Annotated in this window: 20 protein-coding genes; 7 read left to right on the top strand and 13 right to left on the bottom strand. The window is 60.3% G+C overall.

From position 1 onward, the window contains the following. Positions 1-20 precede the first annotated feature (20 nt). Positions 21-572 carry a glutathione peroxidase gene (locus ACR52_RS04110; protein WP_048720797.1) on the top strand — a complete coding sequence of 184 codons (552 nt, stop codon included), beginning with the start codon at positions 21-23 and terminating at the stop codon, positions 570-572. Positions 573-637: 65 nt separating this feature from the next. Here ACR52_RS04110 and ACR52_RS04115 read toward each other — a convergent pair whose 3' ends face one another. From ACR52_RS04115 to ACR52_RS04130, 4 genes are all read right to left on the bottom strand, one after another. Then, positions 638-1921: an OmpP1/FadL family transporter gene (locus ACR52_RS04115; RefSeq protein ID WP_048720798.1), complete on the bottom strand. Its 1284-nt coding sequence runs from the start codon at positions 1919-1921 to the stop codon at positions 638-640. A 146-nt stretch (positions 1922-2067) separates the two neighbouring features. After that, positions 2068-2550: a hypothetical protein gene (locus ACR52_RS04120; RefSeq protein ID WP_048720799.1), complete on the bottom strand. Its 483-nt coding sequence runs from the start codon at positions 2548-2550 to the stop codon at positions 2068-2070. Between the two features lie 278 nt (positions 2551-2828). Beyond that, positions 2829-3053, bottom strand: coding sequence for a hypothetical protein (locus ACR52_RS04125; protein WP_007898912.1), 225 nt, complete (start codon positions 3051-3053; stop codon positions 2829-2831). A 442-nt stretch (positions 3054-3495) separates the two neighbouring features. Next, positions 3496-3801, bottom strand: a complete 306-nt coding sequence (locus ACR52_RS04130) for a hypothetical protein (protein WP_048720806.1) — start codon at positions 3799-3801, stop codon at positions 3496-3498. 457 nt (positions 3802-4258) lie between these two features. Here ACR52_RS04130 and ACR52_RS04135 point away from each other — a divergent pair, with 457 nt between their 5' ends. Both ACR52_RS04135 and rmuC read left to right on the top strand, forming a co-directional pair. Next, positions 4259-4582: an SEL1-like repeat protein gene (locus ACR52_RS04135; RefSeq protein ID WP_048720808.1), complete on the top strand. Its 324-nt coding sequence runs from the start codon at positions 4259-4261 to the stop codon at positions 4580-4582. 175 nt (positions 4583-4757) lie between these two features. Further along, positions 4758-6122, top strand: a complete 1365-nt coding sequence (gene rmuC / locus ACR52_RS04140; protein ID WP_173439190.1) for a DNA recombination protein RmuC — start codon at positions 4758-4760, stop codon at positions 6120-6122. A gap of 44 nt (positions 6123-6166) precedes the next feature. Here rmuC and ACR52_RS04145 read toward each other — a convergent pair whose 3' ends face one another. From ACR52_RS04145 to ACR52_RS04155, 3 genes are all read right to left on the bottom strand, one after another. Next, the gene (locus ACR52_RS04145; RefSeq protein WP_048720812.1) at positions 6167-9637 is read right to left on the bottom strand and encodes a hybrid sensor histidine kinase/response regulator; all 3471 of its coding nucleotides are present in this window, start codon (positions 9635-9637) and stop codon (positions 6167-6169) included. A gap of 114 nt (positions 9638-9751) precedes the next feature. Continuing rightward, on the bottom strand, positions 9752-10135 hold the full coding sequence (locus ACR52_RS04150) for a YbaN family protein (RefSeq protein ID WP_048720813.1): 384 nt from the start codon (positions 10133-10135) through the stop codon (positions 9752-9754). 20 nt (positions 10136-10155) lie between these two features. After that, positions 10156-10743 carry a UPF0149 family protein gene (locus ACR52_RS04155; protein ID WP_048720815.1) on the bottom strand — a complete coding sequence of 196 codons (588 nt, stop codon included), beginning with the start codon at positions 10741-10743 and terminating at the stop codon, positions 10156-10158. A gap of 327 nt (positions 10744-11070) precedes the next feature. On the opposite strand from ACR52_RS04155, the gene recQ reads away from it, so the two are divergent. Both recQ and ACR52_RS04165 read left to right on the top strand, forming a co-directional pair. Further along, positions 11071-13197 (top strand): DNA helicase RecQ, encoded by a 2127-nt coding sequence (gene recQ / locus ACR52_RS04160; protein WP_048720817.1) that lies wholly within the window; start codon positions 11071-11073, stop codon positions 13195-13197. Between the two features lie 121 nt (positions 13198-13318). Further along, the gene (locus ACR52_RS04165) at positions 13319-13753 is read left to right on the top strand and encodes a MarR family transcriptional regulator (protein WP_048720819.1); all 435 of its coding nucleotides are present in this window, start codon (positions 13319-13321) and stop codon (positions 13751-13753) included. Positions 13754-13936: 183 nt separating this feature from the next. Here ACR52_RS04165 and ACR52_RS04170 read toward each other — a convergent pair whose 3' ends face one another. Next, a complete protein-coding gene (locus ACR52_RS04170; RefSeq protein ID WP_048720821.1) occupies positions 13937-16126 on the bottom strand; it encodes a patatin-like phospholipase family protein in 2190 nt (729 codons plus the stop codon). A gap of 84 nt (positions 16127-16210) precedes the next feature. Here ACR52_RS04170 and ACR52_RS04175 point away from each other — a divergent pair, with 84 nt between their 5' ends. Next, positions 16211-16498, top strand: a complete 288-nt coding sequence (locus ACR52_RS04175) for a SelT/SelW/SelH family protein (RefSeq protein WP_048720823.1) — start codon at positions 16211-16213, stop codon at positions 16496-16498. 41 nt (positions 16499-16539) lie between these two features. Here ACR52_RS04175 and ACR52_RS04180 read toward each other — a convergent pair whose 3' ends face one another. The 3 genes from ACR52_RS04180 to ACR52_RS04190 all read right to left on the bottom strand — a co-directional run bounded on the left by ACR52_RS04180 (position 16540) and on the right by ACR52_RS04190 (position 18684). Beyond that, positions 16540-16821 (bottom strand): hypothetical protein, encoded by a 282-nt coding sequence (locus ACR52_RS04180; protein WP_048720826.1) that lies wholly within the window; start codon positions 16819-16821, stop codon positions 16540-16542. A 128-nt stretch (positions 16822-16949) separates the two neighbouring features. Continuing rightward, positions 16950-17834: a DMT family transporter gene (locus tag ACR52_RS04185; RefSeq protein ID WP_048720828.1), complete on the bottom strand. Its 885-nt coding sequence runs from the start codon at positions 17832-17834 to the stop codon at positions 16950-16952. A gap of 100 nt (positions 17835-17934) precedes the next feature. Beyond that, complete coding sequence (locus tag ACR52_RS04190) at positions 17935-18684, bottom strand: AraC family transcriptional regulator (protein ID WP_048720830.1); 750 nt, start codon at positions 18682-18684, stop codon at positions 17935-17937. A gap of 137 nt (positions 18685-18821) precedes the next feature. On the opposite strand from ACR52_RS04190, the gene ACR52_RS04195 reads away from it, so the two are divergent. Next, positions 18822-19631 carry a UDP-2,3-diacylglucosamine diphosphatase gene (locus ACR52_RS04195; RefSeq protein WP_048720832.1) on the top strand — a complete coding sequence of 270 codons (810 nt, stop codon included), beginning with the start codon at positions 18822-18824 and terminating at the stop codon, positions 19629-19631. A 59-nt stretch (positions 19632-19690) separates the two neighbouring features. Here the strand turns inward: ACR52_RS04195 and ACR52_RS04200 are convergent, their stop codons facing one another. Then, positions 19691-20884, bottom strand: a complete 1194-nt coding sequence (locus tag ACR52_RS04200; RefSeq protein ID WP_048720834.1) for an amino acid aminotransferase — start codon at positions 20882-20884, stop codon at positions 19691-19693. After that, on the bottom strand, positions 20884-21240 hold the full coding sequence (locus ACR52_RS04205) for a 4a-hydroxytetrahydrobiopterin dehydratase (protein WP_048720836.1): 357 nt from the start codon (positions 21238-21240) through the stop codon (positions 20884-20886). Before ACR52_RS04205 ends, ACR52_RS04200 begins: the two co-directional genes overlap by 1 nt. Between the last annotated feature and the right edge of the window lie 97 nt (positions 21241-21337).

Here is a 21337-nt window from a genome sequence, read left to right on the forward strand (position 1 = left end):
TTTTTTCAAGGACCCTCGACATGCAGATGCGCTGGCTTGCAGTACCCGTCCTGATGGCCGCTTTTGGCGGTGTGGCGATGGCCGCCGATTGTCCGCCCTTGCTCGAAGGACAGTTGCCCAAGTTGCGCGCCAAGGAATCCATCGACCTGTGCCAGCGCTTCGCCGGCAAGCCGCTGGTGATCGTCAATACCGCGAGCTTCTGTGGCTTCGCCCCGCAATTCAAAGGCCTCGAAGCCCTGTACCAGCGCTACAAGGGCCAAGGGCTGGAAGTGATTGGCGTGCCGTCCGATGACTTCAAGCAGGAAGCCAAGACCGGCGAAGAAACCGCCAAGGTTTGTTACGTAAACTACGGCGTGACGTTCACCATGACCGAGCCGCAGAAGGTCAAGGGACCGGATGCGGTGCACCTGTTCAAGATACTCGCGCAGCAAACCAACGCGCCGAAGTGGAATTTCTACAAGTACGTGGTGGACCGTCAAGGCAAGGTGATTGCCAATTTCTCCAGCCTGACCAAGCCAGACAGCCCGGATTTGATCGAGGCAGTCGAGCAGGCGCTGGCTTCAAAACCCTGATCGTCGCCCATTAAAAAGCCCCGCCTCCCTTGCAGGAGAGCGGGGCTTTTTTACACCGGTCTGAATCAGAAGGTGTAAGTCATGCCCAGGCCGAAACCGTTGGCACTGTTTTGGTACTTGGCTTGGTAGTTGGACGGCAGCGAGGTGTTGTTGACCTTGACGTCCTCTTCCTTCAGGTACGAGTAAGCCAGGTCGACCGTCATGTTATCCATGACCTTGTAGCCCAGACCCACACTGAAGATCGTACGGTCGCCAGTCGGGATGCGCGGCGAACGATCGGTGTTGTTGGTTGGCGACTGGTCGAAGGTCAGGCCGGTACGCAGCACGACCTGTTTGGTCAGCTGGTACGAGGTACCGACGGCATAGGCCCAAGTGTCGTGCCAGTTTTGCTCTTCGGTGATGTTGGCGATGCGGCTCGGGGCCAAGGCGCCACCGTTTGCCCCAGTCACACCTTCGTTGTTGACGGTGATCTCTTTCAAGCGGCTCCAGCGCGTCCAGGTTGCACCGCCGTAGAGTTTCCACGCGTCAGTCAGGTCTTGAGTGACCGACAGATCGTAGGACTCAGGGGTCTCGATTTTCAGGGAGGCGTCGTAACGGTTGTTGCGCAGCGCTGCTTGAGTCTGAGCCGGGCCTGTGACGGTGGTGTGGCCTTCAAGCTTGTACTTGACCTTCGAGTGGTAGGTCAGGCCGACACGGGTGGTGTCGGTAGCCTGGACCAGCACACCGACGTTGAAGCCCAGTGCGGTGTCGTCACCCTTGATCTTGACGTTGGTGTCAGCGAAAGGCGCGCCGATTACCAGCGTCTTGTCCGACTCCAATACCCCGGAAATGCGGTTGATAGTCGGGCCAAAACCGATGGAAACCTTGTCGTTGAAGGCATAGCTGACAGTCGGCTGGAAGGTCATGACCTTCACTTCGCTCTTGCTGCCAAAGCCACGGCCCTGGAAGCCGCTTTCGTAATCAGTCACCAGACCGAACGGTGCGTACACACCGAAGCCGATGGCCCACTGATCGTCGAGTTTGTTGGTGTAGAAACCGAATGGCACCGCGGTGAACGGAACCATGTCGCCTTTGTTGGAACCGCTTGGGCGGCCACTGGCGTCCTTGATATCGGTCGATGCATCAATGGCAGCAACACCGCCCGTGATTTGCTGGCCATTCAGGCGAGACATACCGGCAGGGTTACCGTAGACAGTGCTTGCATCATCGGCAGAAGAAGAGCGACCCGCGAAACCGGTACCCATCCCACTGACACTTTGTTCGTTCAGTGCAAAACCGCTTGCGAACAGTTGGGAAGATGCCATGGCAACGGCGAGGCTAAGTGTGGTCTTGAGCATTACTTTTTTCATTATTAGAACTCCGTGGTGATCACCGTTGCGGAAAGTATCAATAAATTTAAGATCGCGCTATAGGCTGTAATGCCGGAGATAGAGCGTTTTTGTAGGACAATCAGACCAAAATCGGCGTTTTTAGCCGAATCTTGCAAAAAGCCTGATCAGCAACTGACCTGATTCATGGGTGAAACACAGGTTTGCCAGGCTTGGGTGAAATCCCGCAGCCGTCCTTGAGGGTGAAATATTTCTTTCCAGATACGCGCCATGGCGAGTACGTCGCCCGGTGCGGGCAGTACAGAGTGATGTTTTTCAACGAGGAGCCAGGCGATTGCCGTGGCGTAACGCAGGTTGACCGTCAGCTCCAGCTGGGGCGCACTGAGGAACGCGTGTTGGCTGGCCAGCCCGCGTACCAGGCTTGCGCGTTCTGGGTCCAGTGCCAGGTAGTCGTCCCAAAGGGCGCGGTGGCGGTGTTCGGTGATGCTGTACAGGCCGTGGCCGCGTCGATCATGCAGGGCGGAGCCCAGTTCCGATTGCGTGGCGGCAATTCCCAGTAGTAGGGACTCAGCCGTCGGGTTATGGCGGCCCAGGTACATCAACGTCGGCCGGATCACATAACGACACAATTCGCTGGCTGCGATACCCATACACGCCTCAATCCGTGAAAGTGGTCGACGACGCCTGAGAAGGTGGGCTTGGCAGCAGTGGATCGGATCTCAGGCTCGCCGGAAGCGGATCATGCCGCTTGAGTTGAAGTGTAGTGTCATATTTGTGATGTAAAGGACTGTTTTTAAAACATCTTCTTCATCCAGTTATAACGGTTATATCTATTTGAACTTAGGGTAAAAACTCAAAGTCTGAATTTCAGGCAATAAAAAACCCTGTTTTTTAGACAGGGTTTTTGTGTTTCAGCAACTCGGGTCGATCAGGCAACCAGTGCCTGACGGGTACGCTCGATCACAGCCTGCAGCGGTTCAGCGCTGGAGTATTGATCGGGGTACAGGCGTTCGCTGTGACGAGCGATGCCGTGTTCGTTGACCAGGGTGAAGCTGAAGCAGCCTTTGCGAGCGGCCATGATCAGGCAGTTCATTGGTGCAAAAGCGTTGGTGAGGGTGCGAATGGCATCCTGAGTATGGATTTGAGTGGACATATTATTGGTGTTCCTACAAATGACACGGATAAGAACCGTGCAACGTTAAAACGTTCCAGTGACGTTGATCACCATTGATCGAACGAAGAACCCGACTGGAACAAAGCAGCCAGTTTGAAGCGCTTATAGTTTGGCGCGCTTGGGCTGGCAGGTAGGTACTTAGGAGGGCAGGCAACACAACAGGGGCAAAGGTTCTGGGCCCAGGGTGAAGATCCTGATCAATTTGCAGGTTGGTTCGGTCAGAGTATTGAAACTTCGCGACACCCTTTGCTTGTTCAAAGGCAGTGTCGTCGCTAGGAATACCTGGAAACCATCGAGGTGGTCGATCCCGTGTTGTACAGGGGAGTTGTTCGACCAGAATTGACTTTCAGCTTGGTACTAACGCCGCGGATAGTAACGGATTGAAACACCGAAGGGAAGTGCGCTAGCCAAAAAACTTCAATCAGCCGCCCAGCAGCCCGCGATACACCAGCACCGTGAGGGCCGCTGCCAACGAGCAACCCAGCCCATAGGCAGCCAGTGTCAGGCGAAGGGACTGGCCGGTCTCGACCACTTTCATTACATCGCGCATGTCGTTGATCCGGCCTTCGCCCAGCTCGATGCACAGGCTTAGCGCAGTAAAGGCTGCAGAAAGCAGGATCGCGATGGCAAACAAAGCGCCGTCCGGGGAGGGCAGCGCCGCATTGACTCCCAGGGACGTCGCACAAATGGCCAATAGCAACATGGCAAATACCAGCATTCCTTTCATCGACCCGTACACCCTTGCCCTGTAGGTGGGGCAGTGTGGCGACCCCGGATGATTTTGAAAAGTCCCTGGCTTTGCCTGAGCGGTAACGTTTCAGGGCGTGTGGCGACAAAAACTGCCGGCGATATAACCATTGAATGGGTACTTGTGCACATTGGTTGCTGCATGTGTAACCTGATTGTCGACCGCCTTTGAAGCGCGCCATTTGCCTGCAATGGAAATTTAAGTCAATGAAAAATCTGGCTTTTTTTTATTGGTGAAAAAATCGTCAGTTTGACTGCGGGCCCCATTCCATGGGGGTTTGGGCGAGTTAAAGGTGGGTTGTCCACCGAGTTATCCACAGCTTCTGTGGATTGTCCCGAGCGCTTGCTCTAGAACGGGCGTGCAGGGTTTTTTCAGCTTTACCTGTACGAAAAAAAGAGTAGAGTGGCGCGCCTTCCGTTCTGTCCCACAGTGCTTTATGAAGTTTCGTTCAGTACCACCTTCTGTTACCGACACTCCCCAGACTGTTACCGCACCCAAGCGTTTCTCCTTGAAAGTTGCTTTGTGGCTGCTCGACAGCCCGCGCCTGGGGCACAGCACCAATGTCAAACATTTCGCCGGCCGCTTGCTCAAACAGCCGGCCCGTGAAGGCGTTGTGGCGGCGCAGAGCCGCTTGGGCCAGTTGATGTGCCGTGAATGCGGCAACGCTCGCGACCGTCGCATCGGCCACGACCTGCTGCGCCTGGCCGCCCGTGCCGGCGACCGCCGCGCCCAGCGCGAATTGGGCCAGGTCGAAGACTGAGCTGTCTTCCGGCCCTGTGCTTGGTTAACCTTGTTCTTTTTCGGTAATGGCAGAAATGGCGATGGTTTTTGACTGGACCAGTATTGCCTTGGGTCTTGCGGCTGCTGCAGTGCCGTTATTGGCTGTGTGCTGGCAGCTCCAGCGGCGGCTGACCGCGCGCACCACCGGCTGGGAGTTGCTCGAAGAGCGCCTGGCCACCGCGCAATTGGCCCAGGAAGGGCTGGCCGCTCAACTGGACGCCAGTCGCGACGAGATCAGCGACCTGAGCCAGGCCAATGCGGCCAAGCAGGCCGACCTCGCCGCTGTGCGCCGTGAAGTCGAGCTGCTGCAGATAGACCGCGATAATGCCCGCGACGCCTCGCATGCGTGGAACCTCGACCGCAGCGCCAAGGAAACCGAACTGCGCCGCCTCGACGCCTTGTCCGCCGCCCTGCGCGCCGAACTGCGTGAGCAGCAGGAAAGCCATCAACAACGCCTCGCCGACCTGCAAGGCTCGCGTGACGAACTGCGTGCGCAGTTTGCCGAGCTGGCCGGGAAAATCTTCGACGAGCGCGAACAGCGTTTTGCCGAAACCAGCCAGGAGCGTCTGGGCCAATTGCTCGACCCGCTCAAGGAGCGCATCCAGTCCTTTGAAAAACGCGTCGAAGAAAGCTACCAGAACGAAGCCCGCGAACGTTTTTCCCTGGCCAAGGAGCTTGAGCGCCTACAGCAGTTGAACCTGCGCCTGTCGGACGAAGCCACCAACCTGACTCGCGCGCTCAAGGGCCAGAAAACCCAGGGTAACTGGGGTGAGCTGATTCTTGAGCGCGTGCTCGAGCATGCCGGCCTGGAGAAGGGCCGCGAGTACCAGACCCAAGTCAGCCTCAAGGGGCCGGACGGTGAGCGCTTCCAGCCGGACGTGCTGATCATGTTGCCCGGCGACAAGCAGGTGGTGGTGGACTCCAAGGTCAGCCTGACCGCCTATCAACAATACGTCGCGGCGGATGACGAAGTGATCGGCCAAGCGGCGTTGAAGCAGCATGTGCTGTCCTTGCGCAATCACGTCAAAGGCTTGGCCGGCAAGGATTACAAACGCCTGGAAGGCTTGCACAGCCTGGATTTCGTTTTGCTGTTTGTGCCGATTGAAGCGGCATTTTCCGCTGCCTTGCAGGCCGAACCGAACCTGTTCCAGGAAGCGTTCGACCGCCATATCGTTATCGTCAGCCCCACCACCTTGCTCGCTACCCTGCGGGTGATCGACAGCCTGTGGAAGCAGGAGCGCCAGAGCCAGAATGCCCGCGAAATCGCCGAGCGTGCCGGCTGGCTGTACGACAAATTTGTGCTGTTTATCCAGGACCTGGATGAAGTGGGCAATCGTCTGCAGCAGTTGGATAAGGCTTACAGCGCAGCGCGGAACAAGCTGACAGAGGGACGCGGCAATCTGGTCAGCCGCACCGAGCAACTCAGGCTGCTCGGCGCTCGCGCCAGTAAAAGCTTGCCGGCGGATCTGCTGGAGCGGGCGATGACCGATGCCGACGGTGTGGCGCATGTCCCGGAATAAACACAGGCCCAAATGTGGGACGGGCGGGCTTGCGTACACCCGATTTACAGTGGCAGGTGTCGACTGATCAGCGCCCGCAACGCCGCCGGTTTCACTGGCTTGGCCAAATAATCCAGCCCCGCCGCATGCACCTCGGCCACCATCTCCGGACGGCCGTCGGCGCTGATCACGACGCCGGGAATCGGCTCGGCCAACTGCGCCCGCAGCCAACCCATCAACTCGGTCCCGGTTTCGCCGTGGTCCAGGTGGTAATCCACCAGCGCCAGTTGCGGGCGCACACCCTCGGCCAGCAACGCGGCGCATTGCGCCTGGTCGGCGGCGGTCCAGACCTCACAACCCCAGCGCGTCAGCAGGCTGCGCATACCGATCAGGATGCTTTCTTCGTTATCCACGCACAGCACTTGCGCGCCACTTAATGGCAGGCCGTTTTCCTGGGGCGCCTTGACCGGTGGGCTTGCCTGGTTACGCGCCAGCGGCACGCGCACGCTGAACACGCTGCCCTTGCCCGGCCATGAGCGCACGCTAAGGCGATGGTCCAACACGCGGCACAGGCCGTCGGCGATCGCCAGGCCCAGGCCCAGGCCTTTTTCCGCGCGAGTCTGATGGCTGTCCAGGCGTTTGAATTCCTCGAAGATCACCTTCTGTTTATCCTGTGGGATGCCAGGGCCACGGTCCCAGACTTCCAGGCACAATTCGCCCTTGCGCCGACGTACGCCCAGCAGCACAGGACCGTCGGCATAACGGAAGGCATTGGTCAGAAAGTTCTGCAAAATTCGCCGCAGCAGCTTGATGTCACTGTCTACCCGCAATCGACTGCCGCGCAGGCGGAAGCGCAAGCCTTGTTCCTGGGCCAGAGCCTTGAATTCGGCGCCGAGGGTGTCGAACAGCTCGTTGAGGATGAAGGGCTGGCGATGAGGGTTGATCTTGCCGTTTTCCAGCCGCGAGATGTCCAGGAGGTCGCTGATCAGGTCTTCGGCGGAGCGCAGCGAACTGTCCAGATGCTGCACCAGTTGCCGGGCTTCGCCGGACAGGCCGTCGTTCTGGTGGGAGAGGGCGGCGGAGAACAGGCGTGCGGCGTTCAGCGGTTGCATCAAGTCATGGCTGACGGCAGCGAGGAAGCGGGTCTTCGACTGGCTGGCGGACTCGGCCACGCCCTTGGCATCGGTGAGTGCCACATTGAGCTGCGACAGTTCATGGGTGCGCTCGGTCACCCGTTGCTCCAGGCCTTCGTTGGCCTCGGTCAGCGCTTGCTCGGCTTCGCGGTAGGCGGTGATGTCGGTGAAACTCATGACAAAACCGCCGCCGGGCATCGGGTTGCCGATCAGCTCGATCACCCGACCATTCGGAAACAGCCGCTCGGACGTATGCGCGCGGCCCTGGCGCATCCAGTGCAGGCGGCGCGCCACGTGCACCTCAGCTTCGCCCGGCCCGCACAGGCCGCGCTCGGCGTTATAGCGAATAATGTCGGCAATCGGCCGGCCCACGCTGATCAACCCTTCCGGGTAGTTGAACAGCTCAAGATAGCGGCGGTTCCAGGCCACCAGCTTGAGGGACTGGTCCACCACGCTGATGCCCTGAGTGATGTTTTCGATGGCACCTTGCAGCAGCGCCCGATTGAATTGCAGCACCTCGGACGCTTCGTCGGCGATCCGTACTACGTCTTCCAGCTGCATTTCCCGACCTTCAATGGCCGCTTTCACTACAGCCCGTGTTGAAGAAGCACCGAGTACCCCTGCCAGCAGACGTTCGGTGTGGGCGATCCAATCGTTGTCGGCATTCTGGTTGGGGTTGAAGCCTTTGCCCTGGCGATAGGCAAAGCGGATAAAACTCTGCTGGGCACGTTCCTCACCGACAAAGCGCGCGGCCAGGCTGAGCAAGTCGCTGATCTGTACCGACAACATGGAGCGCGCGCTCGCGCGTTGGCTGGTTTCCTGGCCGATAAAACGCCCGGCCTGCCAGTGCTCGGAAACGCGCGTGCGCGACAGCATCGAGACCCAGACAAAGAGCGTGAAGTTGCCGGCCAGGGCGAACACCGTACCCAGGGTCAGCGAGGTGACCGAGAGGCCAAAGGGGTGCGAATGCAACCATGTCATGCCGGGGAACAGGCTGAACGACCAGCCGAGACTTTTCGCGGTCACCGGTAGGACCAAGGTGTAAAACCACAGGAACGTGCCCGCTGCCAAGCCGGCAAACACGCCGCGCCGGTTGGCCTGCTTCCAATACAGCGCGCCGAGCATCGCGGGAGCCAGTTGGGTCACGGCAGCGAAGGCGATTTGGCCGATGGTCGCCAGGCTCGCGGTGGAGCCGAGCAAACGGTAACTGACGTAGGCCAGCAGCAGGATGATCACAATGCTGACCCGGCGTACCGACAGCATCCAGTGGCGGAACACTTCGAACGGCCGCTCTGCGCTGGAGCGGCGCAACAGCCAGGGCAGGAGCATGTCGTTGGAGACCATGGTCGACAAGGCGATGCTCGCCACGATCACCATGCCGGTGGCTGCCGACGCACCGCCGATAAACGCCAGCACCGCCAGCGCCGGATGGGCTTCGGCCATGGGCAGGCTGATCACATAGGAATCCGGCATTACCGAGCCGGGTAACAGCATCTTGCCGCCCAGGGCGATCGGTACTACAAACAGTGCGGCAAGAATCAGGTACGCGGGAAACACCCACTTGGCCAGGCGCAGATCCTGCGGGTCGATGTTCTCAACCACCGTCACGTGGAATTGCCGAGGCAGGCAGATGATCGCCATCATGGCCACGCCGGTTTGTACCACCATCGAAGGCCAGTTAACGGTTTCTTTCCAATACTCCTCCAGCCGTGGCGCCAGCATGGCCTGGCTGAACAGGTCGCCGAAACCGTCGTACAGGCCGTAGGTCACAAACGCGCCGACGGCGAGGAACGCGAACAGCTTGACCAGGGATTCAAAGGCAATCGCCAGCACCATGCCACGGTGGTGTTCGGTGGCGTCGAGGTTGCGCGTACCGAAGACGATGGTGAACAACGCCAGCACCAGCGATACGATCAAGGCGGTGTCCTGGGCGCGTGTGCCCGTGGTGTCGGCACCGGCGCCGATCAGCAGGTTCACGCCCAGCACGATGCCTTTGAGTTGCAGGGCGATGTAGGGCAGCACACCCACCAGGCAGATCAATGCGACCACCACGGCGAGGGATTGGGATTTGCCGTAGCGGGCGGCGATAAAGTCGGCGATGGAGGTGATGTTCTCCTGTTTGCTGATCAGGATCATCTTCTGCAGCACCCAGGGTGCCAGTACCAGCAACAGCACCGGTCCGAGGTAGATCGGTAAAAACGCCCACAACTGTTCGGCTGCCTGGCCTACGGCGCCGAAGAAGGTCCAGCTGGTGCAATACACCGCCAGCGACAGGCTATATACCCAGGCGCGCACGCGGGGTGGCAGCGGCGCATGGCGACGGTCACCGTAAAAGGCGATGGCAAACATAATGGCCATATAGGCCAGGGCAACGGCGGCGATTAGCCCGCTGGACAGCGTCATGGTAACTCCGGACATAAGAACACCCGGGCATTCCAGGCCCGGTGGGACAGTCTCGCATGATGCTTGGGGTTAGTCAGTGTCGACCAAGGTCTGAGCGCGACTTGATGTCGCGGTTTAGCGGGGTGGCAGGGTTTTCTGACGCAGGATATAGATCGTCACCAGCACGGCGCTGGTCAGCATGAAGCCGCGTGCCCACGGCAACGGCACCAGGTAGCTGGAGAAACCGATGCTCAGCCACATCAAGCCGATGGCGTAGACCTTGCCCTTGAGCGGGATGCCGTTGCCGTCGAGATAGTCACGAATCCACGGGCCCAGGCGCGGGTGTTCCACCAGCCAGTGGTAGAAGCGCGGGGAGCTTCGAGCGAAGCAGGCGGCGGCGAGCAAGAGGAAGGGGGTTGTCGGCAAGACCGGCAGGAAAATGCCGATCACTCCCAGCGCTACGCTCAACCAGCCGATGGCCAGCAGCGCGTAACGCAGGAGCAGCGAGCGGTTGCCCATGGGTGTCACGGGCAAACGACTCAGTGGTGACGTGGCTTGAGGATCGCCGGTTTTTCGTCAGGTGCGTTGCACAGCAGGTACAGGGCGGTGAGTGCTTCCGGGATCTGAACGATCATGTCGTCCATCAGGTTGGCGTCGGTGGCGATGTCGGAGAATTCCGGCTGGTCGTCGAACAGGCCCGAACCGACCATGATCGGCAGCAGCATTTCGCTGACTTCTTCCTCGGCGGTTTCGAACCAGGCAGCTTCGCGCAGGAACACGCCTTCCATAAAGCCGATGCACCAGCCGCGCAGGTCGGAATCGTCCGGATCTTCGCCCAGGTCCAGATCGCACGGCAGCTCGAATTCCTCATCCGAGGCCAATTGGCGACCGATGTGGGCCTTGAGGGCCAGCAGGGTGGATTCGATTTCTTCGCGCTGGGCGTCGTCAGCGTAATGAGGTTCTTCGGAGAACAAGGCGTCGATCCATTCACGGTCCGGCACGATGTCGGAAGAGATCGACAGGGCGGTCAGATAGCCGTGGGCGGCCACGTAGTCCAGCGCCTCGTCATGCAGCTCATCGGCGTCGAGGAAGGCTTGCAGGCGGGTTAGTTGCTCAGCGAAGGACATTGAAGGGTTACCTTGGAAATAATCGATGCTGAATTCTAGGCTTTCTTGAGCGCCCAGGCCAGTGTGGGAGCGGGCTTGCTCGCGATGAGGGCGATTTAGTGTTGCTGACGGAACATATTCCTCAACGTTTCTGGGCGATTAACCACTTCCGCTATTCGTCAGTCGCGCCCTTTGCCGACCGACGCTCGGGTATACTGCCGCGTTTTGTGATGCCCCTGCAGGCCAAGCGCTAGCGCAGGAAAAGTTCGCTTACGGATTATTTTCCGTGAAGTAGCGCTTTTTCGGCCAGCCTGTACAGAGGGATTTCGGCGATATTTGGAGTTTTACATGCTCGAGCAGGCTCAACGCGTCCTCAAGGACATCTTCGGCTACGACAGTTTTCGTGGCCGCCAGGGTGCGATCATTGAGCGCGTAGCCAGTGGCGGTGATGCCCTGGTCCTGATGCCTACCGGTGGCGGCAAGTCATTGTGCTTCCAGGTGCCGGCGTTGCTGCGTAACGGCCTGGCCGTAGTAGTTTCGCCGTTGATTGCATTGATGGACGATCAGGTAGCGACCCTGGAGGAACTCGGCGTTGCCGCGGCGGCCTTGAACTCCACCCTCAGCGCCGAGCAGCAGCGCGACCTGGCCGCGCGCATCAAGCGCGGCGAAGTCAAAATGCTCTACCTGGCCCCAGAGCGACTGGTGCAGCCGCGCATGCTGGCGTTCCTGCAGAGCCTGGAAATTGCCCTGTTTGCTATCGACGAAGCCCACTGCGTATCGCAATGGGGCCACGATTTCCGTCGCGAATACTTGCAGTTGGGCCAACTGGCGGAGCTGTTCCCCGATGTTCCGCGCATTGCCCTGACCGCCACTGCCGACAAGCGCACCCGCGAAGAAATCGTCGAGCGCCTGCATTTGCAGAACGCCGAGCGTTTTCTGTCGAGCTTCGACCGGCCAAATATTTTCTACCGCATCGTGCCCAAAGAGCAGCCGCGCAAACAGTTGCTGGCGTTCCTCTCCGAGCGGCGCAGCGATGCGGGGATCGTCTATTGCCTGTCGCGCAAAAAGGTTGATGAAGTCGCCGCATTCCTGTGTGAGCAGGGCTACCCGGCGCTGCCGTATCACGCCGGTTTGCCCAATGAAACGCGCTCCGCTCACCAGAAGCGCTTCCTCAACGAGGAAGGCCTGATCATGGTGGCGACCATCGCGTTCGGCATGGGTATCGACAAATCCAACGTGCGTTTCGTGGCCCACATGGACCTGCCAAAGTCCCTTGAGGCTTACTATCAGGAAACCGGCCGTGCCGGACGTGATGGCCTGCCGGCGGATGCCTGGATGGTCTACGGCCTGCAGGATGTGGTGATGCTCAAGCAGATGCTGCAGAACTCTGAAGGCGACGAACGCCACAAACGCCTGGAGCAGCACAAACTCGACGCCATGCTGTCGCTGTGTGAAGAGACCCGCTGCCGCCGCCAGACCCTGCTGGCGTATTTTGACGAAGACATGCCGCAGCCGTGCGGCCACTGCGACAACTGTGTGGACGGCGTACAGACGTGGGACGCCACCGAACCGGCGCGCCAGGCGTTGTCGGCGATCTACCGCACCGGCCAACGTTACGGCGTGGGGCATCTGGTGGATGTGTTGCTGGGCAAGGACAACGAAAAAGTGCGCAGCTTCGGCCACGAAAAACTCTCGGTCTACGGCGTCGGCAAGGCTCGCGCCGAAGGCGAGTGGCGTTCGTTGTTCCGGCAGATGGTCGCGCGTGGGCTTGTGGACATTGATATCGAAGGATTCGGCGGCCTGCGCTTGAACGACAGCTGCCGTCCGTTGCTCAAGGGCGAAGTGAGCCTGGAGCTGCGTCGTGACCTCAAGCCGCAAACCACAGCAAAGAGCAGCACCAGCCAGGCCAGCCAACTCGTGCGTGGCGAAGAGCGCGAACAGTGGGAAGCCTTGCGCACGCTGCGGCGCAAGTTGGCGCAGGAGCACAGTGTGCCGCCTTATGTCATCTTCCCCGACTCCACCTTGCTGGAGATGCTGCGCGAGCAGCCGACCACCTTGGCCGAAATGGGCAGGGTCAGCGGCGTAGGTGCGCGTAAGCTGGAACGCTACGGTCAGGCCTTCCTCGAAGTGCTCGGCGGCCAGGCCGAACCGCCAAAGGAAGTGGCTGATATTCGCCACGAACTGATCAGCCTGGCGCGTGCCGGTATGACCCCGATCCAGATCGCCGGCCAGCTGCAATGCTCGGAAAAGAATGTCTACACCTTGCTCGCTGAGTCCATCGGCAAGCAGCAGCTGTCGTTGGAGCAGGCCCTTGATTTACCTGAGGATTTGCTCGGTGAAATCCAGGATGCATTCCTCGACGGCGAAGGCGAATTGCCACCTGTTTCAGAGATAGCGCCGCTGTTTACCGGGCGTGTTCCTGAGGGTGTCTTGTACTGTGTACGTGCCGCTTTGCAGTCTGAGTTCGAAATTTAGTGTGCCAATTACGACAATGTAACGAATCAGTACATACCAGGCCTTGCCTACTGACATGGCTCATGCTTAGCTGACTAATAATTAGCCATACTTCATTTTTAGTCTAACCCATGAGTTTTTTATGCCGTTAACCGATCAACACCGTTTTGGCATGCAGTTGGCGCAAATGTCCCGAGGTTGGCGCGCTGAACTGGACCGCCGTTTGGCGGGGCTGGGCTTGTCCCAGGCACGTTGGCTGGTGCTGCTGCACCTGGCCCGATTCGAAGAGGCGCCGACTCAACGGGAGTTGGCGCAAAGCGTCGGCGTAGAAGGGCCCACCCTCGCGCGTTTGCTCGATAGCCTCGAAGGCCAGGGTTTGGTGCAACGCCAGGCTGTGGTGGAAGATCGTCGTGCCAAGCGCATCCTGCTGTGCGATACCGCCCGGCCATTGATCGACCAGATTGAAACCATCGCCACCGCCTTGCGCCATGAGCTTTTTGTGGGCGTTGATGAAGAGGATTTGCGTGTGTGCATGCGCGTACATGGACACATTCTGGAAAATCTGGAGAGGTCCTGAGGCCGCGCCGGTTCTCTGATCGTTCCCACGCTCGAGCGTGTTGATCGTTCCCACGCTCCAGCGTGGGAATGCCTATTGGGACGCTCTGCGTCCCTGAGGTCGACGTAGGTCTTGAGTCTTGTGCATGTGTGACGCAGAGCGTCACGGGCCGCATTCCCACGCAGAGCGTGGGAACGATCAAGATCAGAAGGTCTGGCCCAGGTTCAGATACACCGCCTGTTGATTATCATCATTGAACCCATAGCTGAAATTCAGTGGCCCCAGTGGTGTATCAAACCCCAGGAAGATACTTGCAGCGTTGATATACCCGCTGTCGAAATCATTGTCGTTGTTCCACGCCCGGCCCCGTTCCAGGGAACCGCCCAGGTACAGCGGGAAATCCAGTGGCAGATACGAACGCGGCGTCAGGCGGCGGTAGTAAACCGCACGCATCAAACTGATGTTCTGCCCCGAAATCGCGTCCTGGCGGAAGCCCGACAACTGCCGCGCGCCGCCGAGAAGGAAGCTGGAAGTCACCACATCCGAATCGTCCAGGGTACGCCCGTAGCGCCCGCCCAGCACCAGGGTGTCCGGGCCGTGGCTCATGGCTTTGTCCAGCTTGAACTCCCATTGCCGGTAGCGCTGGTCGGAGCCCAGCCCCGGTTCGAATTCACGGTAGGCCAAGCCGATTTCTTCGCCCGTGTGCGGGAAGTACACGTTGTCCAGGGAGTCGAAGGAGTACTTCAGTTCATAAAAACCTTCGTTGAAACTCACGCTCGGCAAATCACGGTCGCCGATGCGTACATCTGCCTTGCCCCACGCTTCGCCGACGCCAAAGCGGATCTCGCCGCTGTTGCCGATCTGTCGCCCCACATTCAGGCCGAAGCCGTAGCGCTCCAGCCGGTATTCGGAGATGGGGTCGTTGTCCAGAATCAGCTCGACGTTCTGCGCCTGGGCACTGAGATAGGGCGCGATGAAGTAACGTGAACCGGTGTCCATCGGTTGGTAGAACTCGCTGTACAGCTCTTGCCGATCCCCGATCTGCACCCGCGTCAGCCACTCGGCGCCGAGGCGGTTGATGCCGTTCATGCGATAGCTCGCGCCAAGGTTGAAGGCGCTGTCGCCCCGCATGTCATCCGACAGGTTAAGGCCCAGGCGCAGATAGTCGGTGCCGCTGCGTTTGCCACGCGCGCTGATCACCAGGGTGTTGTCCTTGCCCTTTTTCACCACGCGGTATTGCACCTGCTCGAAGTAATCCAGGCCATACAAGGTGCCCATGTCCGTTTGCAGGCGGCCCAGGTTAAGCGGCTCGCCCAGGGTTTGGCGGATGTAGTAACGGATCACGTCGTCGCTGACCTTCGAGTCGTTTTCCACGTTGATCGCGGTAATCACCGGGGTCCGCTCGCCCGGCGTGCGCGCGGCCACCAGTTGCGCGTCGATGGGTTCGGCGGGGCGCAAATGCGCCAGGCGCACGTCGAGGGCCCGGGTGGCGCGGTAGCCGGCTTCAATCATGTCCTTGGCGCGGCCGAAGTCGGTCACGCCATAGGCGGCCAGGGGCGGCTGGATCAGCACATCCTTTGGGTTGAGGGCCTTGAGTTGTTCTTCGGAGTTGCGCCGTGTCATCAGGGTGATGGACTGGTTAAGCACATCCACCACCGTGTTCAGTTGCTTGCGCGAGCGCAGCGGGGTGCCGATATCGACGACGATGGCAATATCGACGCCCATTTCCCGCGCCACATCCAGCGGGATGTTATCGGTCATGCCGCCGTCCACCAGCAGCCGGCCGTCCAGCTCTACCGGGGCGAACACGGCAGGGATCGACATGCTGGCGCGGATCACCTGAGGCAGGTGGCCCTTGCGGAACACTACCTTTTCGCCGGTAGTGATATCGGTGGCCACGGCGCGAAAGGGGATGGGCAGCTTGTCGAAGTTTCGCGTGTTGCTGCTGTGGGCGAACATGCTTTCCAGCAGCAACGCCAGGTTCTGGCCCTGGATTACGCCCAGCGGCAGGCCGAGGCTGCCGTCATCGCGGAAACTGAGTTTCTGTTTGATTAGAAAATCCCGGTCATCCTGCTTGCGCCGAAATGGCACGTCTTCCCGTGGCGGCGCATCGGAGAGTGCCTGCTGCCAGTCGATACCCAGTGCGAGTTTTTCCAGTTCGTCGATCTTGTAGCCCGACGCATACAACCCGCCGATCACCGCACCCATGCTGGTGCCGGCAATCGCATCGATATGGATTCCCTGTTCTTCAAGGGCCTTGAGCACGCCGATATGAGCCAGGCCACGCGCGGCACCGCCGGACAGTACCAGGCCGATTTTCGGGCGAGGGGTTTCAACGGCTTGGGCGAGGAGGGGGATCAGGCACAGAAACAGGCAGGACAGCAGGCGACGCATTTTGAATCTCGAGGCTGGGCGATAAAGGCCGCTATTATAGCCACTCGATCCACCGAGGCCGTTATGCCGGGAACCACTCAAATTATGTCCGTTAATAAACCCGAGATCGTCATCACCTATTGCACCCAGTGCCAATGGCTCCTTCGCGCCGCGTGGCTGGCCCAGGAACTGTTGAGCACCTTTGCCGACGACTTGGGCAAAGTGTCACTGGAGCCGGCAACCGGAGGGGCGTTTCGCATTACCTGTGATGGCGTGCAAATCTGGGAGCGCAAAATCGATGGCGGCTTCCCGGAGGCCAAGGTACTCAAACAACGCGTGCGCGATCAGATCGACCCGCAGCGTGACCTCGGGCACAACGACCGTACGCAGTGAAAGTCACCGCCGCTTAGGGGCGGTGACCACTGGGGGCACCGCTATTTGGCGGCCATTTTGCTTTTGATAAAGCCCGCGATCCAGGCCAGCACCAGGCCGCCCACACCACCGCTGACGATATTGCTGCCGACCGCCGCCACATCCAGCGTTTCGCCGCCGGATGTGCCTGTCATTGCCGAGACGATCTGGCCCAGCACCAGGCCTCCGACGCCGCCAAGAAAGGTATTGATCCCGGTCCCCAGGCTTTGTTTGGTCATGCCGGCCAAATTGCCGCCGACGGCACCGCAGATAATTTGAACCAGCAAGTTGATGAGCATTTCCATGATGAAACTCCTGCATAGCGTTAATGGAGTGACCACTCGCTTGCAGCAACTTCAAACATCCAGGCTGTCGTCGAGGAGTCTTTATCCGTTGAACGACGACAGACTGTTGCGGATTCGCGGAGTATAGATCACGCGGTCGCCGCCGGTTGTTTGGCCTGGCTGGCGCTGCCCATCAGGCCGGAGACGATGATGGCGACGATGATCAGCGCGCCGCCCAGCAGCATGCGCAAGGTCGGAGTTTCGGCAAACAGCAGCCAGGCCACCGTGATGCCGTAGACCGGCTCCATCGCAAACACCACCGATGCGGTGCGTGCCTTGATCACCGCGAGGCTGGCGACAAACAGGCTGTGGGCCAGGCCGGTGCAGAACACGCCGAGGAGCGCGATCCATAACCAGTCCAGCGCGCGGACGTCTGCCAGCCCCGGCGCCGCTACGGGCAACAGGCACACCGCGACGACCACGTTCTGGCACAGCGCTGCCTGCACCGCCGGAATCCGCCCGGAACTGGCGCGGTTGTTCAGCGACAACAACGAAAACAACAGCCCCGAAAGAATCCCCCAGAGCAGACCGCCCGTGGCTTCGCTGGCGAGGTTGAAGTCGGGCGTGACCAGCACCAGGCCGACCGTGACCAGCGCCACCAGCAGCACTTCATTGGCGCGAATGCGCTCGCGGAAGATCAAGCCCTCAAGGATCACGGTAAACGCCGGGAACGCGGTGAACCCCAGGGTGGCGACGGCCACGCCTGCGACCTTGACCGCAATAAAGAACGTCACCCAATGCGCTGCCAGCAAGACGCCGCTGATCACCAGCCGGCGCCAGTCGCGCAGCTGCAATTTCTTCCACGGCGTGTTGCTGGCGAACCGCGCAAACACCGCCAGGGCAATCACCGCAAACGCGGCGCGACCGAACACGATGATGGCGGGCGAGGCGGCCGCCAGCTTGCCGAATACGCCGGTGAGGCCAAACATCAATGCGCCAATATGCAGGGCGCCGAGGGCTGAACGGGGAGTCATTGCGATCCTTGAACCAACGGGGTGACAGAAGCGCAGTCTAGAGGGTCAAGGGGGTGGACGTCTGTCGTGCGACTCGCGAGTTTTACCGTAGGACTCTTGATTAGCGCGAGCGGCGCAAGGCGCCGGGGGAGGCGCCAAACTCGCGCAACATCGCCGCGGCAAACGCACTTTGCGAGCCATAGCCGACGCGCTCGGCGATTTCACCGATGGGCAGCGGGGTTTCGCGCAGCAGGCCCAGGGCCATTTTCAGACGACGACTGCGGATGTAGTCCATGGGCGTTTGCCCGCACTCGACGATAAAACGCGCATGCAGGCGCGCGACGGACAGGTCGGCAATGCGCGCAAGGTCGGCGACTTGCAGGGGGTGGGCGACGTGCCGCTCGATATGCGCATTGAACGCGGCATACGGCAGGCGCCTGCCAGGCGCCGGTTGGGCCAGCGGATGATTGAGGCTGGCAAGCAATAGCACCGCACCTTGCTGGACGATCAGCGGGTCATCCACCGGGCTGTGTGCCAGCCATTGCACCAGCTGGTTTTGTCGGGAGTCCAGTGCCAGGCGCGCGGGATGGTCGAGCAGGCGGCGGCTGGCATCGGCATGTTCACCCAAAGATTGCAGCACCCAGTGCTCGGTGGGCACGTCCAGCACCAGGCACCGGCTGCCATCGCGACTGCCGCAGGCGTGGTGGGCGGAAAAGGGCAGCACCATCACGCTGCTTTCGCGCACCTGGCTGCCACGGCCATCGACTTCCAGGTCCAGATGCCCGGACAGTCCGAACACCAACTGCGCATGGTCATGGCTGTGGGCGATGGGCGCTTCGAGGTAGTGGCGTAGCGTGAGGGTCGGGCTCATCGCGGTCTCCAGGGCAGCAGGGCAGCAGTCTACAACGCTTCGCGTGCGGAGGGCGCTGTCATCAGACTGACGCACAGTTGTCATGGGCTATTAACCGCCAGAGCGCAAGCTCGCGAAAACAGCGTCGAGTGATGCCCATGACCAGTGCCGAGTTCACCCCGCCCAGCCGTAAGCAACGGGTGCGTACCCTGTGGATTTCCGACGTGCATTTGGGCACGCGCGATTGCCAGGCCGAACACCTGTCGCAGTTTCTCAAGGGCTACCATGCCGACAAGATCTACCTGGTGGGCGATATCATCGATGGCTGGAAACTGCGCGGCGGCATGTATTGGCCCCAGGCCCACACCAACGTGATTCGCCGCCTGCTGACCATGGCCAAGCGCGGCACCGAGGTGATCTACGTCACCGGCAATCATGACGAATTCCTGCGCCGCTATTCCAAGCTGATTCTGGGCAATATCCAACTGGTGGACGAAGCGGTGCACGTCACCGCCGATGGCCGTCATCTGCTGGTGATCCATGGTGACCAGTTTGATGTGATCACGCGTTATCACCGCTGGCTGGCGTTCCTGGGTGACTCGGCCTACGAGTTCACCCTCACGCTGAACCGCTGGCTGAATCACTGGCGTGCGCGGTATGGCTATGGCTACTGGTCGCTGTCGGCTTATCTCAAGCACAAGGTGAAAACGGCGGTGAGTTTTATCAGCGACTTCGAAGAAGCCATCGCCCACGAAGTGACCAAGCGTGAGTTGCATGGGGTGGTATGCGGGCATATCCATCATGCGGAGATTCGCAAGGTGGGCGAGGTGGATTACCTCAATTGCGGGGATTGGGTGGAGTCGTGCACGGCGTTAATCGAGCACTGGGACGGCAATATCGAGTTGTATCGGTTGGCGGATGCACAGGCCAGGGAGGCGCAGCTCAAGGCCGAGATGGTTGCAGGCTAATGTGAGAGGGGGCAAGTCGAATCGTCGCACCGCCCCTCCCACAGTTAATCCCGGCTTCGTCAGTTGGAGACGTCGGCGATGGCTTGCGCCAACAGCGCCAACCGTGTCGCATCCATCCCCGCCACATTGGCCCGTCCCGAACTGACCATATACACGCTGTGCTTCTCGCGCAGCTGTTGCACCTGCGCCGCACTCAGCCCGGTATAGGAAAACATCCCGCGCTGCGCGCCAATGTGCGCAAAACGCTCGGCCAGCCCGTGGGGCGCCAGCGCCTCAACCAGCCCGGAACGCAACTGCGCGATCCGTGAGCGCATGGCTTCGACTTCTTCGCTCCACAACTTTTTCAGCTCGGCATCACCCAGGATGGTCGCGACCACCGCTGCGCCATGATCCGGCGGAGTCGACCACAGGTTGCGGGCGGTATTCGCCAGCTGGCTGCGCACATCCGTGAGCTTTTCCGCATTCGCCGCGCACACGATCAGCGCACCGACACGGTCGCGATACAGGCCGAAGTTCTTCGAGCACGAACTGGTGACCAGTACTTCCGGTAACGCTGCCGCAAACAATCGCACGGCCCAGGCGTCCTGCTCCAGGCCGTCGCCAAAGCCCTGGTAGGCAAAGTCGATCAGTGGCAGCAGTTGGCGCTCGCGGACGATCTGCAGCACCTCGCGCCAGTCATCCTGGGACAGGTCGAAACCGGTCGGGTTATGGCAGCAGGCGTGCAGCAGCACCACGTCGCCCTTGGGCACGGTGGCGAGTGTCGCCAGCATCGCCGCCACATCCAGCCGATTGTCAGCGCCCACGTACGGGTAGTGACTGACCTTGAGGCCGGCCTTGGCGAAAATGGTTTCGTGGATCGGCCAGGTCGGATTGCTCAGCCAGACGCCACGGCCGGGCAGGCTGTGGGCGATAAAATCGGCGCTCAAACGCAGTGCGCCGGTGCCGCCTGGGGTCTGGGTCGCACCGGCACGGCGCTCGCGGATCAGCGCGGAATCGGCGCCGAGTACCAGCGCGCTGATCAATGTGCCGAACGCTGCATCGCCGTGGCCGCCGATGTAGGTCTTGGTGGTTTGCTGCTCTACCAGGCGCTGCTCGGCGAGTTTCACCGAGTGCGGGATCGGAGTCAGGCCCTGATCGTCCTTATATACGCCCACGCCGAGGTCGAACTTGTTCGGGTTGGTGTCCTGGGCATACAGGTCCATCAGCCCGAGGATCGGGTCACCGGGCACGCGGCCAATGGCATCGAAATGCATTACTTGCGGCCCTCGGCGTCCTTGGCTACTTCGTCGGTGCGCGCGGCCATGATGAAGTCGTTGCGGTGCAGGCCTTTGATCGAGTGGCTCCACCAAGTCACGGTGACCTTGCCCCATTCGGTGAGCAGGCCAGGGTGATGGCCTTCGGCTTCGGAGATTTCACCCATGGCGTTGGTGAAAGCCAGGGCGAATTTGAAGTTCTTGAACAGGAAAACCTTTTCCAGCTGCATCACGCCGTCGCGCACTTCGATGTTCCAGTCGGGGATCTGCTTGAGCAGCATCGGCAGTTCTTCGTCGCTGACTTGCTGGGCATCGGCGCGGCAGGCTTCGCAGTGGGCTTGGTTCAAGGTGGTCATGTGGGGTGTCCTGAATTCGAGTGTGTGAAGATCAGTCATCAGTAGCGTCACCCTAAAGCAACGCCGGGCCAGGGAACAGACTCACCTGGCCTCAAAA

The organism is Pseudomonas fildesensis (assembly GCF_001050345.1).
GTDB classification, from domain to species: domain Bacteria; phylum Pseudomonadota; class Gammaproteobacteria; order Pseudomonadales; family Pseudomonadaceae; genus Aquipseudomonas; species Aquipseudomonas fildesensis.